Annotated in this window: 12 protein-coding genes; 8 read left to right on the top strand and 4 right to left on the bottom strand. The window is 42.6% G+C overall.

The features are described from left to right. The first annotated feature begins 13 nt into the window (after positions 1–13). Together J7384_RS05020 and J7384_RS05015 are read left to right on the top strand one after the other, a co-directional pair. Positions 14–1,006 (top strand): DUF2333 family protein, encoded by a 993-nt coding sequence (locus tag J7384_RS05020; RefSeq protein WP_209111773.1) that lies wholly within the window; start codon positions 14–16, stop codon positions 1,004–1,006. A 4-nt stretch (positions 1,007–1,010) separates the two neighbouring features. After that, positions 1,011–1,778, top strand: coding sequence for a TIGR04219 family outer membrane beta-barrel protein (locus tag J7384_RS05015; protein ID WP_209111772.1), 768 nt, complete (start codon positions 1,011–1,013; stop codon positions 1,776–1,778). Between the two features lie 63 nt (positions 1,779–1,841). Here J7384_RS05015 and J7384_RS05010 read toward each other — a convergent pair whose 3' ends face one another. Beyond that, positions 1,842–3,572 carry a lysophospholipid acyltransferase family protein gene (locus J7384_RS05010; RefSeq protein ID WP_209111771.1) on the bottom strand — a complete coding sequence of 577 codons (1,731 nt, stop codon included), beginning with the start codon at positions 3,570–3,572 and terminating at the stop codon, positions 1,842–1,844. Between the two features lie 260 nt (positions 3,573–3,832). Here J7384_RS05010 and J7384_RS05005 point away from each other — a divergent pair, with 260 nt between their 5' ends. Genes J7384_RS05005 through J7384_RS04995 form a run of 3 tightly spaced genes read left to right on the top strand, consistent with a single transcriptional unit; the run spans position 3,833 to position 8,086 of the window. Further along, positions 3,833–5,650 carry an assimilatory sulfite reductase (NADPH) flavoprotein subunit gene (locus J7384_RS05005; RefSeq protein ID WP_247741626.1) on the top strand — a complete coding sequence of 606 codons (1,818 nt, stop codon included), beginning with the start codon at positions 3,833–3,835 and terminating at the stop codon, positions 5,648–5,650. Continuing rightward, positions 5,650–7,353, top strand: a complete 1,704-nt coding sequence (cysI, locus tag J7384_RS05000; protein WP_209111770.1) for an assimilatory sulfite reductase (NADPH) hemoprotein subunit — start codon at positions 5,650–5,652, stop codon at positions 7,351–7,353. The genes J7384_RS05005 and cysI overlap by 1 nt, the downstream gene beginning before the upstream one ends. Continuing rightward, positions 7,346–8,086: a phosphoadenylyl-sulfate reductase gene (locus J7384_RS04995; protein WP_209111769.1), complete on the top strand. Its 741-nt coding sequence runs from the start codon at positions 7,346–7,348 to the stop codon at positions 8,084–8,086. The genes cysI and J7384_RS04995 overlap by 8 nt, the downstream gene beginning before the upstream one ends. On the opposite strand, the gene J7384_RS04990 is transcribed toward J7384_RS04995, so the two are convergent. Further along, positions 8,083–9,108, bottom strand: a complete 1,026-nt coding sequence (locus J7384_RS04990; protein ID WP_209111768.1) for an AraC family transcriptional regulator — start codon at positions 9,106–9,108, stop codon at positions 8,083–8,085. The genes J7384_RS04995 and J7384_RS04990 overlap by 4 nt on opposite strands. Before the next feature lie 106 nt (positions 9,109–9,214). Here J7384_RS04990 and J7384_RS04985 point away from each other — a divergent pair, with 106 nt between their 5' ends. Then, positions 9,215–9,640 (top strand): SRPBCC family protein, encoded by a 426-nt coding sequence (locus tag J7384_RS04985; protein WP_209111767.1) that lies wholly within the window; start codon positions 9,215–9,217, stop codon positions 9,638–9,640. Next, positions 9,637–10,446 carry a sterol desaturase family protein gene (locus tag J7384_RS04980; protein WP_209111766.1) on the top strand — a complete coding sequence of 270 codons (810 nt, stop codon included), beginning with the start codon at positions 9,637–9,639 and terminating at the stop codon, positions 10,444–10,446. Before J7384_RS04985 ends, J7384_RS04980 begins: the two co-directional genes overlap by 4 nt. A 32-nt stretch (positions 10,447–10,478) precedes the next feature. Here J7384_RS04980 and J7384_RS04975 read toward each other — a convergent pair whose 3' ends face one another. Then, positions 10,479–11,327 carry a TIGR03899 family protein gene (locus J7384_RS04975; RefSeq protein WP_209111765.1) on the bottom strand — a complete coding sequence of 283 codons (849 nt, stop codon included), beginning with the start codon at positions 11,325–11,327 and terminating at the stop codon, positions 10,479–10,481. A 314-nt stretch (positions 11,328–11,641) separates the two neighbouring features. Between J7384_RS04975 and J7384_RS04970 the strand changes: the two genes are divergently transcribed. Beyond that, positions 11,642–13,864: an EAL domain-containing protein gene (locus tag J7384_RS04970; RefSeq protein WP_209111764.1), complete on the top strand. Its 2,223-nt coding sequence runs from the start codon at positions 11,642–11,644 to the stop codon at positions 13,862–13,864. Positions 13,865–13,896: 32 nt separating this feature from the next. On the opposite strand, the gene J7384_RS04965 is transcribed toward J7384_RS04970, so the two are convergent. Further along, the gene (locus J7384_RS04965; RefSeq protein WP_209111763.1) at positions 13,897–15,087 is read right to left on the bottom strand and encodes an MFS transporter; all 1,191 of its coding nucleotides are present in this window, start codon (positions 15,085–15,087) and stop codon (positions 13,897–13,899) included. Positions 15,088–15,104: the final 17 nt, after the last annotated feature.

Genomic DNA, 15,104 nt, shown 5'->3' with positions numbered 1-15,104 from the left:
TACAGGTACTGTTATGGCTGTTAATTTTTCGACAAAAACTGTTGTTGCTATCGCGACTTCAGTGATCGCATTGTTTTATTTTATTGGTGTCTATTGGAGCTTTGAACCGAATAGCTTTGATATTAAAGCTGTGGTTACTGAAGATGCTAAGCAAGAGCAAGTAATGCCCGTGGTTGGTTACACAACAACGACGGCGCTGATTAAAGTAACGGAAACCCTTTTGGATAAACCTGGTGGTTATCTTGCCAATGATGCGATGCCGCCATCTGTATTGCTCGACAATATCCCTGCTTGGGAGTTTGGCGCGTTAGAGATGTCGCGTGATTTAGCCTTAGTTATGCGCCAAGAACTCAGCCGTTCACAATCACAATCTTTAGAAAATCCATTTTTACAGATGGCACAAAATAAATTAAACATCGACCACAAAAGCTGGGCGTTTCCCAGTGCCGAGAGTGAGTATCGCAAAGCTATTGCCGAACTTTACCAATACCGCTTGGCACTAACGGACGTTAATAGTCAAAATGCACAGTTCTATGCGCGTGCTGACAACTTAAGAGATTGGCTCAAAGAAGTAGAAAAGCGCTTAGGTAGTTATTCTCAGCGCTTGAGTGCCAGTGTTGGTCGAGACCAAATTAATGTCGACCTTGCTGGCGATGACGTTGCACAACAGTCAACCACAACAGCGAGCAGCATGCAAGTGAAAACTAGTTGGTGGCGTTTAGACGATGAGTTTTACGAAGCGCGCGGTGCAACTTGGGCACTGCTTCACTTCCTTAAAGCAATTGAAATTGATTTTAACGATGTTTTAATGAAAAAAAATGCTAAGGTTAGTGTGCAGCAAATAATTCGCGAACTTGAAGCGAGTCAACAGCCTGTTTGGAGTCCGTTAATTCTAAATGGCGATGGTTTTGGTATGTTGGCCAATCACTCGTTAGTGATGGCAAACTACATCTCGCGAGCGAATGCTGCATTAATTGATTTAAATGAACTACTAAGCCAAGGGTAAAGCGATGAAAAAAGCAGTGATTGCAGCAGGTGTTGCAAGTATGTTGTCTGCCGGTGTTCAAGCAGATGTATTAGGTGTTTATGTAGGTGGCCAGTATTGGGACGTTGAAGCGGAAGGTAACTTCGGCGAAAACCCTAATAATTTGGTCGATTTCAATCTTGAGGATGAAAAGCAGGGCAGTTACTTTATTGCTTTTGAGCATCCAGTGCCATTTATCCCCAATGTTAAAGTAGCGAGTACCACTCTGGATACGATCGGTGCAACGCAATTAACACAAAGTTTTGACTTTGGTGGTCAAAACTTTACAACCAACCTCAATGCTGATGCTGTTTTCGATTTGAGCTATATCGATTACACCTTCTACTACGAGCTTTTTGATAACGACGTTTTATCTGTTGATTTTGGCTTAACGGGTCGAGATGTTGATGGCGACGTTAGCGTAACAGCAACAACGACAGCAACGCCACCAGTGACCTTAACTGGGCGCGAAGAGTTGTCACAAATTATTCCTATGTTGTACCTAGCGACTAATGTTGGCATCCCTGGCACCGACTGGAATGTGTTTGCCGAAGGTAATTTTTTATCGTTTGACGATCACACCTTGTATGACTATCAAGCCGGGATTAGCTATGAGTTGGTCGACAACCTTGCCGTCGACGTTAACTTAACCTTGGGTTACCGCGCCGTTAAGTTAGAATTAGACGACCTTGATGACTTGTATTCAAATATTGATTTTAAAGGTGTTTTTGCCGGTTTTGTTATGCACTTCTAAGTGCTAATACAACGGCGATAAGGCCAATACTTGTTATAAGTATTGGCCTTTTTTATTGTTTATTTATTCTGTTTCACTCGCGCCGTGACTATCGATATAACGCTGGCGTTTTTTGTCTTTTAATTGGTGAGTGTCAACCAATACTAAGCCATCGACACAGTGATTAAAGTCTGGATCGACACCAAAGGCGAGAAAGTTAACGCCACCTTGATGGCATAATTCACTGTACTGTTTATAGAGAGTTGGAACACTGACGCCGATATTGGCGAGCAAGTGTTTTAACTGAGTAAAGTCAGCTTGATAATCCTCACCGACGAAAGTTTGCTTTAAATCGGTTAGCGCCAATTGTTGGTATTGATATGGCTCTGGTGATTCGGCAATTTTTTCTGGGTAGCCAAAATAAAGGTTGTAAAAGTAGACCATCAAATCCTTCGCTGTTTGTGGAAAGCTATTACTCATACTGACAGGACCAAACAAGTAGCGACATTGTGGGTTTTTGTGCAAAAACGCGCCGATGCCAAACCACAAGTAATCCAAGCTGCGTTTACCCCAGTATTTTGGCTGAATAAAACTACGGCCAAGCTCCAAGCCTTGCGCTAAGTAATTGTCCATTTCAGGTTGATAGCTAAACAGCGAATGAGTGTATAGAGCCGACTTACCTTGTTCAGCCATGACTTTTTGAGCGTCGGCGAAGCGATATGCGCCGACGATCTCTAAATCTTGTTGATCCCATAAAATCAAGTGGTAGTAATAGGCATCGTATTTATCGATATCTCGCTTTAATCCGGAGCCTTCACCAACCGCGCGAAAGGCGATTTCTCGCAAACGGCCAATCTCCCGCATAATGGGCGAGCTTTCACTGTGTTGATACAAGTAAATCTTTTTGCCATCTTGGGTTTGTCCCAACAATTGACAAGCCTCTAACGCGGCTTTCAGTACTTGTCGCTGCTCCGGTTGCGCAATCGCGGTTTGAGTTTTAAACAACCCAGATTTATTGGTGGCGAGTCGATAGAGGTGTTTTTTAAATAGGCGAATTATCGTTTTACGTGGAAATTGTTGATCGCTGTAACTGTCAAACTCGATTGCTTCACCAATGCGCACTGCGACGTTCTTTTTTTGCTGCTTAAACATTTCTCTAACTAACAACGCAGTGGCTAGTGGTTTGTAGAGCATCGAGGCCGAGTAAAAGATAGCAGAGTTTTTACCGTCGACGAATATTGGCAGAATTGGCGCTTTGGCGGCCTTAGCAATGCGGTAAAAACCTGAATTCCACGCAGTGTCTTTAATACCATTAGGACGCAAGCGGGAAACTTCGCCAGCCGGGAAGATGATAACCGCACCTTCATTGGCTAAATGTTTATTAATGTTTTTTAAGTTGTCTTTAGGTGTGTTGCCTTGCATGTTGTTAACTGGCAACAACATAGAGCGCAGTGGTGATATTGCCATTAACATATCGTTGGCTACGGCTTTTACATCGGGTCTTATTTCTGAAATTAACTTCAGCAAGGCCAGTCCATCGAGTGAGCCGATGGGGTGGTTGGCAATAATAACCACTCGCCCACTGCTGGGAATGCGTTCTTTTTCCTTGCTCGATACCGAATAGGTAAAGTCAAAGTAGTCGAGCACCTGTTCAATAAAGTCGAGACCTTTAAGGTGTGGGTAAGCTTGTTCGAATGCTTGAAATTCTCGCTCGTGCAGTAATTTGCGTAGGATGGCTTTGATCGGTCGAGCAAACAAGGTGTTGTTGTGTAATGACGGTAGTTGTTGCTCAATAATGTTGTCAACGCTAATCATAGCTTGGATCTAGGTCAGTGATTTTGCCTCAAGATAGTCAGTTTCTGTGACATTTTGGTGTCAGTTTAATGCCGTTTTGATGACAACAGATGAGTTTAATTGTTGTCGAAAAACCGCCAATTGTTGTTTTATTTTTGTTCGCCTCGCGAGTGTTTGATTAACCACAATAAAAATAGCAGTATGCTTTTTTGGAATAAAAAATTGTTTTCTATTCTTTTTCATTTTGTAAGTGAGCATCTAAAATTTGACCATTAATTGAAATGGGCGAATTGAAACTTATGTTGCCAGAGCAGCAAAATCTAAATCAAACAATGCTAGATGCTAATCAATTGGCGTCTTTACAACAGACTATTAGCGGTTTTTCGCCGCTGCAATTAGCTTGGGCAAGTGGCTATTTAGCAGCAAAAAGCGAAAATTCTTCAGTGGCCACTTTACCAGCAGCTGCCGTGGCAGCGGCAAGTAGCCAATTAACTATTTTATATGCTTCGCAAACGGGTAATGCCAAGGGTGTTGCTAGCCAGTTAGCTGAACAAGCTAAAGCTGCGGGTATCGATGTTAATTTGAAAAACGTCGCTGAGTACAAAGCCAAATCATTAAAAAATGAAAGTCATTTATTGATTGTTGCCAGTACTAATGGTGAAGGCGAGCCACCTGATGACGCGATAGAATTCCACGAATTCTTGTTCTCAAAGAAAGCGCCTAAATTACCAAACTTACAATATAGCGTGTTATCACTTGGCGACAGTAGCTACGAGTTTTTCTGTCAAACCGGTAAAGACTTTGACCTGCGCCTAACTGAACTTGGTGCTAAACGCGTCGCTGATCGTGTCGATTGTGATGTCGATTACCAAAGTGAAGCAAAAGCTTGGAGCACTAGTATTGTTGAGCAGCTAAAAGATGAGCTTACGGGTGATGCTAATGTTGCACCAGTAGTGAGCTTGGCGCCAGCAGCTGTCGCAGAAAGCCAATACAATAAAGAAAATCCGTTTAGCGCTGAGTTACTTACGAGCCAAAAAATTACTGGCTCACGATCAGCGAAAGACGTCCGTCACGTTGAAATTGATTTAGCTGACTCTGGTTTAACTTACCAAGTGGGCGATGCGTTAGGCATCTGGTTTGACAATGACCAAGCTTTAGTCGATGAACTGATCACTGCATTAGCATTAGACGGTGAACAAAGTGTTAAGGTTGCTGAACAGTCGTTAAGCTTAAAACAAGCATTAGTTGAAAAGCTTGAAATTACCCAAACTGCGCCAAACTTTGTTGAGTTTTGGGCGGGTATTTCAGGCGATGAAAACTTAGCTAAATTAGCACAAGACAAAGCGAGCGCTCGTGAGTTCGCGGCCAATCACCAGATTGTTGATATTGTTAAGCAAGCACCAGCTAATGTTGAAGCACAAGCGTTTGTCGATGCTTTGCGCAAAATTACTCCGCGTTTGTACTCAATTGCTTCTAGCCAAGCTGAAGTTGAAGAAGAAGTGCATTTAACCGTTGGTGTGGTGAGTTATCAAGCGGGCGAGCAAACGCGTTTTGGCGGTGCTTCTGGCTTCTTGTCACAGCGTTTAGACGAAGGCGCTAACGTTAAAGTATTTGTTGAACACAACAACAACTTCCGCTTACCTGAAAACGACGATACGCCAGTGATTATGATTGGCCCAGGCACAGGTGTTGCACCGTTCAGAGCATTTATGCAAGAGCGCGATGCCCGCGATGCCGAAGGGGATAACTGGATGTTTTTTGGCGACCAAACCTTTACTCAAGATTTCCTTTACCAAGTTGAGTGGCAAGGTTACTTAAAATCTGGTTTGTTAACCCGAATGGATGTTGCGTTTTCACGTGACCAAGCAGAAAAAATCTATGTTCAAGACCGCATTCGCGAAAACGGACAAGAACTATATCAATGGCTAGAGCGCGGCGCTCACCTATATATTTGTGGCGATGCTAATCGCATGGCAAAAGATGTTCACAATGCCTTAATTGAAGTAATTGCCGAGCAATCGGGTAAAGACCAAGAGCAAGCCGAAGACTATTTAAAAGCTATGCGCAGTGCCAAACGCTACCAAAGAGATGTTTACTAATGAGTGATGAAAAAATTGTACAAGGCCCGTTAGCTGATAACGAGCGCTTAAAATCTGAAAGTGAGCATCTGCGTGGTTCAATTGCTCATGACTTAAATGACCGCATTACCGGTGGTTTTAACGGTGACAACTTCCAGTTGATTCGCTTCCACGGTATGTACCAACAAGATGACCGCGATATTCGCGCTGAGCGTCAAAAGCAAAAACTTGAGCCTATGCACAACGTGATGTTACGCGCTCGTATGCCAGGCGGTATTATTACCACCGACCAATGGTTGGCGATTGACAAGTTTGCGCAAGAAAATACTGAGTACGGTTCAATTCGTATTACTACCCGTCAAACTTTCCAGTTTCACGGTGTTTTAAAGCCGCATATCAAGCTTATGCACCAAACACTAAACAGTGTTGGTATTGACTCGATTGCTACTGCTGGTGACGTTAACCGCAACGTATTGTGTACCACTAACCCGGTTGAGTCAGAGTTGCATCAGCAAGCGTATGAGTGGGCAACGCGTATTAGTGAGCACTTACTTCCAAAGAGTCGTGCTTACGCTGAAATCTGGTTAGATGAAGAGAAAATCGAGACCACTGAGCAAGAGCCTATTTTAGGTGACACATACTTGCCGCGTAAGTTTAAAACGACAGTCGTAGTGCCGCCAAATAACGAAGTTGACGTTCATGCCAACGACTTAAACTTTGTTGCCATTGCCGAAAACGATCAACTCGTTGGTTTTAATGTGTTAGTAGGTGGTGGCTTGGCCATGACTCATGGCGATACCTCTACTTACCCGCGTAAGGCTGATGATTTTGGCTTTATTCCATTGGACAAGACTTTAGACGTTGCCGCGGCAGTTATTACCGTGCAGCGCGACTGGGGTAACCGAGTTAATCGCAAAAACGCAAAAACTAAGTACACCTTAGATCGCGTTGGCGTTGATGCCTTTAAAGCAGAGGTAGAAAAGCGCGCTGGTGTTACTTTTGGTGATAGCCGTCCATATGAATTCACTAGCCGCGGTGACCGTTTTGGTTGGGTTGAAGGTATTGATGGCAACTACCACTTAACGGTATTTATTGAAAATGGTCGAATTTTAGATAAGCCAGGCAAGCCAATTAAAACCGGTATGGCTGAGATTGCGAAAGTGCACAAAGGTGATATTCGCATGACAGCAAACCAAAATATTATCTTTGCCAAAGTACCGAAAGAAGACAAAGAACTAATTGAAGGTTTAGCACGTGAATATGGCCTTATCGATGATGCTGTTACCGTTCAACGTCAAAATTCAATGGCTTGTGTCGCGTTTCCAACCTGTCCATTAGCGATGGCAGAAGCTGAGCGTTATTTGCCGGGTTTTGTCACTGATTTTGAAGGTTTGTTAGCGAAAAACAACCTTGCGGATGAACATGTCATTTTACGCGTTACTGGCTGTCCAAATGGTTGTGGCCGCGCCATGCTTGCCGAGATCGGCTTAGTGGGTAAAGGCCCTGGTAAGTACAACTTGCATTTGGGTGGCAATAAAGCAGGGACCAGAGTACCTAAGCTTTATAAAGAAAATTTAACTGAAGAAGCGATTATTGCTGAATTAGATCAATTGTTAGCACGTTGGTCAGCTGAGCGTTTAGCCAACGAAGACTTTGGTGATTTCGCCATTCGCGCAGGTATTGTCGCTGAAGTGATTATTAGTATGCGAGACTTCCATGCCTAAAGCCGCAATTAACAGCAAGTTTCCGGCGTCATTGCCGGAGCCTTGGTTAAAACAGTGGAATGAACTGTTAGAGCAACAATCTGCCAGCGAGCGAGTCGAGTGGGCGATGGAAAACTTGCCTGGTCATTTCGTCTTGTCATCGAGTTTTGGTATTCAATCTGCGGTCATGTTACATATGCTGACCGAGATTGATCCTAATATTCCGGTGTTGCTGACGGATACTGGACATTTGTTCCCAGAAACCTATCAGTTTATCGACCAATTAACTGAACGTTTAAAACTTAATTTACACGTTTACAGCGCTAAAGAAAGTGCTGCATGGCAACTTGCTCGTTACGGTGAAGAATGGGCAAAAGACGAGGCGAGTTTGAAAGCCTACAACCGTCGCAATAAAGTTGAGCCGTTAGAGCGTGGCTTAACTGAATTGCAAGCGGAAACCTGGTTTTCTGGTGTTCGCCGTCAGCAGTCTGAACACCGTCAAGGTTTATCCGTGGTTTCAATTTTGCGCGGTCGTTTTAAAGTTCATCCGATTATCGATTGGACCAACCGCGATATTCACCAATATCTAACCAAACACAGCTTGCCGTATCACCCGTTGTGGGACCAAGGCTATGTTTCTGTTGGTGATGCTCATAGTACCAAGCCGCTTGTTGCCGGCATGGATGAGAGCGACACTCGCTTTGGCGGCATGCCGCGAGAGTGTGGTTTACACACCGACGGTGACGGTATTTAATTTGATTGTTTTGTTCGCTGGATATATTCAGATGGCGAACATTGGTACCAGCGAGCAAACGCTTTGTTAAATGAGCTTTGTTCGCTGAAGCCACATTTACTGGCAATTGTGCCAATTGACTCTCTGCCAATTAACTGCTGCGCTCTTCTTTGTCTTTCTTGATCGACGAGCTTAACAAAACTTGTTCCTTCCGCCTTCAACTTACGTTGCAATTGCCTCACTGAGATATGAAATAGTTGTGCAATATCATGTATCTGGCAATCAAACAGCTCTACTTTACTGATCAATAGTGTTTGGATGCGCTCAGTTAAGCCGTTGTGTTGCTGAAACTGCGCCAATTGTTGCTCTGACAACTTTTCTAAAGAGGCGTATAGCATTGGGTTAGCGCTGTTAATATTGAGCTTTAAATAAGCGCTAGAAAATTCAATGTAGTTTTTCTTTGCGCCAAAGGTGATTGGACAAGCAAACCAGTCTGACAACTCTTCTTGTTCCTGTAATGACCAATTATTGGTAAGTGAGACCTTAGCGGGGGCGAGTCCTGTGCCTAATAGCTGTCTTGCGATCGCTACCCAAGCGGTAAAGTTGCGTAGAATCACTTGTCGGCTGCATGCCTGATGCGGTTGCCAGTAAATTCTAGAAAATTTGCCCTCATTGACAAATTCAGCATGACCAATGTTGGCAACTAATTGATCGTACTTTAGTAGCGAACTGATAGCAGCAGTTAAATTGCTGCTCGATTCGATCAAATAACCCAAAACGCCAAAATCGGCACTCTTAATATCTTTGCCTAAGTCAAAGCCAAAAAGTGGTTGTTCAAGTTGTGATTCAGCATAGCGCAGCAGTTGGTCATAGTGATCAAATGAGACCCTTTGCTGGTTATTGTCTTGATCGCCGCGGCCGTGAACACTGAGGTCGAAATCGTCTAGACCAATGGCTGCTAGTGCATCACAAGTTGAGGCACCGCGTTCTTCAAGAAAGTTTAAGATGCTTAAAAAATAATTGGCTGAGCTGCTAAATGTCATTTGATAAATATGTCGCGCCAGGACAAAAAGTTGTCGTTTTACCGCAAGTTTGCCATAGGCCAAACGATTAAGATAGTAGGCTAGAAAAATAATAGGTTTGGTATTGATGATCAATATTCACGTTAAACAGCAAATTGACGCTAGCAAAAGCCAGCTTTTAGCTGAGCTGCTTGATCACGTTAATTTATCGCGTTTTTTTAATGCTAAGTTTGAGTTAGTGCGCACTCAAAAAGCAGGAGAAATTACCGGCGGTGCTGGCAGTATGCGTCAGGTTTCAATGTTGGGTACTAGCTTTATTGAAGAAATTGTCTCAGCCAGCGACAGTGGTATTTGTTATCGCATTGTTGGCAGTAAGCCTCTTAAGCAACACGCAGGTAAAATTTTGTTTACTGAGGTAACACCAACAACAACGATGGTTGATTACCACATCTCGGGCACCGGCCCTTGGTTTTTACCCGATAGTTTACTGCAGTTTTTCATTGGTCGAGACATTGAAAAAGCCGTTAACAAGTTAGCAAGGTTGTATTTATGAGTGTAGAGTTAATTTTAATTGCGTTGAGCCCGATATTTGCCATTTTTATCGTGACTGAATTTATTAAGTTTAGAAAGTTTTACGATATTAAGGACAGCGCGGCCAATGTTGTGTTAGCGCTCAGTCATCAATTGAGTGACGGCTTAATCTTACTGTTACTAATGCCGTTTTTTGTTTGGCTGCATCAGTTTAGTCTGTTCGACATTCCGTTTACTGGCTGGACGTTATTTGGCGCCTTTATCTTGCAAGACTTTTTATATTATTGGTTCCATCGAGCATCTCATTTTATTCACTGGTTTTGGGCTGCTCATGTGGTTCACCACAGCTCAACCAAAATGAATTTTTCAACCGCATTGCGCCAAAGCATTATGTATCCGATAGCTGGCATGTGGATCTTTTGGTTACCCATGATTTTTTTGGGTTATCAACCGACTATGGTATTTGCCATTGTTGCTATCAATTTAGCATTTCAGTTTTTTGTTCATACTCAAGTTGTTGGTAAGCTCGGCTTCATCGAAAAGGTGTTTAATACACCATCTCATCACAGAGTTCATCACGCCACTAATAAAGAGTATATCGATAAAAATTTTGCCGGTGTGCTGATTATCTGGGACAAAATCTTTGGCACTTATGTTGAGGAGAAAGAAAGCGTGCCGTGCAAGTTTGGTATTGTGGGTCAAATTCAGACTAATAACCCTATCACCATTAATTTTCATCAATGGCAGCATATTTATCGCAAATTCAAGCAAGCGAACAACTGGGCTGAGCGCCGACATGCGTTATTTGGTTATCCAACTCATGAATGATTGAAAACTTAACCCGTCTCGACAATAGCAGCTTAACAGTTAAAGTGACTGTTAAGCTGTTTTTTTAGGTAGCTAATAAAGTCACTATCGGGATTATCATTTATCAGTTGCGCCAGTTCAGTCCCCGTTGGGGTGAACTTGTAGAAGCTTAAAATACTGTTATTTTTTTTAGTGGTTAAGGTCAATGATTGGCCGTTGTATATAAAGTGACTTTGTTGACCTTTGGCAAAGCAACCCGATTCTGTTTCCTGTTCAAATAGCAAGTGGTTGTCTGCTAAGGTCAGAATATCAGTGTAGCTCAAGCCGAATTGACTGAGATCAAGACACTGCTGACGATTACCTGTTATAAAGTTGATCAAATTAGCTTGTTGATAGCAGCCAGTAATAATACGCCAGTTTTTCTTTTGGTTGTCGCGCACTGCTAGGGCACATGCTTTGGCAAACAATTTCGCGTCTTGAATACTCAGCAAACGAAATGTTCTCAAGGTTTTAAGCGAGAATGAACCGGGTTTATTCAATTCTGACGCTAAAATCTTTGCCCACAGTCCTTGCATGGTGGAGTTACTGACATTTTCAGCGAGACTACTGAAATGAGCAAACCAGTCTTGATCTGGTTTGTGGCTGGTGTTTTCTTGGTCGCAATAATTCAGTGCTTTTTCAACAATCACTTCAAGGTTTTGCTGTTTGCGTAATGCTAATACGCGTTCGCGCTTGTGATGTCGATCTTCAATCGGCATTTGTTGATTGCCGGGTAGCAACTTAGCATCGAGAACGAAACCTTGAGCGAGAGTGATCAACTGACTATGAGCCGAACCAGTATTGCTCTTGGTATTCGGTTTAGCATTGGCTTGTTCTGCTTTTGTCGTAATAACTTTTGTCATAAGCGCGTTACTAGCTAGTTGCAATTATTAATTTTTGATTATAACTTTAATGTTATATTGATACCGAAGTTAACTCAAATATCGACTACTTTATCGAGTTAATCAGGCTATTTTTTTCATGGTATTTAGCGATTAAGTCCTAGCTGTATATACTAATTTTGTTGATGGAAATCCATTTTTGCATTTTTGGACAAGGTTTCGGTGAGTTGGCTTGAATAATGAACAATTGCCTCTTATTATGTAGCGACAAAAATGGATCCAGTTATTTTATCTTGGGTTTAGCTAACGCAGTTTGTTAGTTAATTGAGGACTCTATGCAATCACCTGAAAATATTAATGATGATTTCTTGTTTATCGATGACAGCGATGATGAGGAGATTTTAAGCCAAGGCTCTGATAGCTATTGGAAGGTATTGATTGTTGATGACGACCCGGAAATTCACGCGGTCACTCAATTAGCATTGTCAGATTTGGTCGTTCTTGGCCGAAAACTAGAATATATTCATGCCTATTCGGGTGAACAAGCCCGTGAAATGTTAGCTGAACATGACGATATTGTGTTAGTGCTACTTGATGTCGTGATGGAAAGTGATGACGCCGGTTTGCAAGTCGTGCGTTATATTAGAGAGCAGCTCAGTCGCCAAGATACTCGTATTGTCTTGCGTACTGGTCAGCCAGGTTACGCGCCAGAAGAGAGTGTCATTAAAGACTACGATATTAATGACTACAAAACTAAGACTGAACTGACTCGCAGAAAGTTAGTTACCACGGTTTATGCAGCCATTCGCTCTTATCAGCAGATTGCGACAGTAAATGAAAATAGGCAAGGCCTGGAGACTATTGTTAGCGCTGCAACTGAGTTATTTGAGTGCTATTCAATTCAAGACTACGCCGAACAAGTATTGGCTCAGCTCAGTAACTTACTTGGCAATATTGAGCAAGCAGTTTTTTGCGCGCGTGGCCAAGGTAAAGTAGCCGATGCTGACGATTTGAGCTTGTACACTTTCGGTCAACTCGGTTTGTCGGGTGTGTTGGTTGGTCAGAAGCTTGAGACTATGCGCGATGATGAAATGGTCGTGTTGGCCAACCAAGCGTTTAGTCAAAAAAAGCATATTATTAATCAAGAGCACGCTGCTTTTTTTCTCAGCAGTGGTGCCCGTAAAGCAGTTATTTGTTTTACACTTCAACAAGAGCTCAGTGCTGTTCAGCAGCAGCTTATCGAAGTTTTTCTCACCAATATCTCAGTGGGTTATGAGAATGTTCACCTATTTCAAAAACTGACTGATGCAGCCTATAAAGACTGGTTAACAGACCTGCCCAATAGAGCGCAGTTTGTTAATTTACTCGACGACTTCGCCAGTAGCCAAGATCAAAATTTAGTCGCAGCTCTTGTTGATATTAACCACTTTAGTGACGTCAACGAAGGGTTGGGTCAAGAGGTTGGTAACTTGCTGTTAAATGCCGTTAGCCAGCGCCTTTCTGGTATTTGCCCTGGTTGTAAAATTGCCCGAGTTGGTGCTGACGTTTTTGGCTTAATTGGCTCGAAAGAAGTGATTAACCCTGAGACGTTGAGTTTGTTGTTCAACCAACCGTTTGCTGCAGGTGATCACAATTTACCTATCAATGCTTGTTTTGGTTTTTGTACAGTAGATAACGCTGGCAGTCGCGGTGTTAACGTGCTTAACCAAATTAATATCGCACTAAACTTGGCGAAGAAAGACCGCCTTGTTAGTCACGCCTATTACAGCCCCGAGATGGAAGAGCAAACTCAGTGGCGTTTGCGAATGATTCGCCAGCTTAGAACCGATTTCGCTGATAATCGCTTGGCGTTGTGGTATCAGCCACAGCTGAGTTTGACTACTGGCAAAGTGATTGGTGCTGAGGCTCTGCTGCGTTGGCAAACTGCCGATGGCAGTTTTGTTTCTCCCGGTGTTTTTATTCCTCTCGCTGAGTACTCAGGGTTAATTCTAGATATCGGTGACTGGGTGGTAAAGCAGGCTTGTCAGCAAATAAGAGCACTTGATCAACAAGGCTTTGACGATATTAGTATTTCAGTCAACGTTTCAATTCCGCAATTTAGGCGAGAGGGCTTTGCAGAAAGTATTATTAATGCGACTAAGCAAGCAGATATAAATCCTAGCCGTCTAGAGTTGGAGATTACTGAAAGCATTTTAATGGATGATCCAAAGGCCATTGTAGCGGCCTTGGTTGAACTAAAACAAGAAGGGATTAGCATTGCTCTTGATGATTTTGGTACGGGCTATTCATCTTTGAGTTATTTGCAAAAATTGCCGCTTGACCGACTTAAAGTGGACCGCGCATTTGTTAACGACATCAATGATTCAGGCAATACTGTTATTGCCGATACAATCATCAACCTAGGTAAGCAAATGCACTTAAAAGTTATCGCGGAAGGGATTGAGAATCTTGAGCAACAAGAACATTTAATTGCTCAAGGTTGTGATGAAGTTCAAGGCTTTTACTACGCTAAACCAATGCCGAGTGAAGAGTTTTTCGCCTTTCTTAAACAACAATAATGTATCCGAATTGAGAGCTTTAATTAGCCGCTTTAGTTAGCGGCTTGTTCTACACTGTCATCTTTGAAACGCCATTCATGTCCTTGTCGTGGTGCTTGCGGCACCAAGTAAGCAAGTGCTAGAGAGCACGCCGCAAAACCTGCCCCAACAAAGAATACTAAACTGTGATCAATTAACCAAACTAAGCCAAGTAATGCAGGAATCACAACTGCGGCGATGTGGTTGATGGAGAAACTAACACCAGCTGTTGCGGCAATATCTTCTGGCGCGGCGATTTTTTGAAAGTAGGTTTTTATCGCAATAGCGAGGGCAAAAAACAAGTGGTCAACAACATAGAGCACGGCTGCAATAGTGCCATTTTCAACCAGACCATAACTGATGAAAACGGCAATTAAACCCACGTATTCAATAACCAAGGTTTTCCGTTCACCAATACGGCCGATTACTTTGCCAATTTTGGCGGCAAATAGCCAATTAAAGACATAGTTAATTAAAAATAATGCACTGACATCGGCAACACTATAACCAAATTTTTCGACCATTAGAAAGCCAGCAAAAACGACAAATATTTGCCTTCTGGCACCGCTGAAAAAGGTTAACGCATAAAATAACCAGTATTGCTTTCTAATGATCAGTTTTTTGGTTTGTTCGTGCTGCGGTGCGAATGACTTAAAGTGGGCTGCTAGCAAAAAGACTAAAACCAGCGCCAAACCGCCAAATAGAGTATATGTCGCTTGATAGCTCCAACTCAGTTGATCCATTAACAGCCAAACACTACTAAACGCCAATAACGAGGCTATAGACTTGACCGATAACATTCGTCCTAAAAAATGCGCACTGTTATCTTTGTCTATCCACTGTAAGGTTAAAGACTGGCTGACGGTTTCGAAGTAATGAAAGCCAACAGACATAATAATTGTGGTGATGTAAAGGCCTAAGGTACTTGGAAAATAACCCGTTAATAAAACGCCAACGGCAGTGAGTGCCAGTGATAATAGTGCGAGTTTTTGCTCTTTAATAAACAGCAAAACATAGATAGCGGTAAATGCTAAAAAGCCCGGTACTTCTCTTAAACTTTGTAAAATACCAATTTCTTTACCGGTAAACGCCGCTTTTTCGACAACAAAATTGTTCAGCAGTACCATCCAAATAGAGAACACTAAAGGCATGATAAATGCCATTGCTAGTAATAGGTGTTCGGGCTTGCGATATTGATTTAGCATGGTCAGCGAGGTCTAAT

The sequence above is a fragment of the Endozoicomonas sp. G2_1 genome, assembly GCF_017744155.1.
Classification (GTDB): domain Bacteria; phylum Pseudomonadota; class Gammaproteobacteria; order Enterobacterales; family Alteromonadaceae; genus JAGHQT01.
Note: the sequence above shows the minus strand (reverse complement) of the source record. Positions and strands in the feature narration are given on the sequence as shown.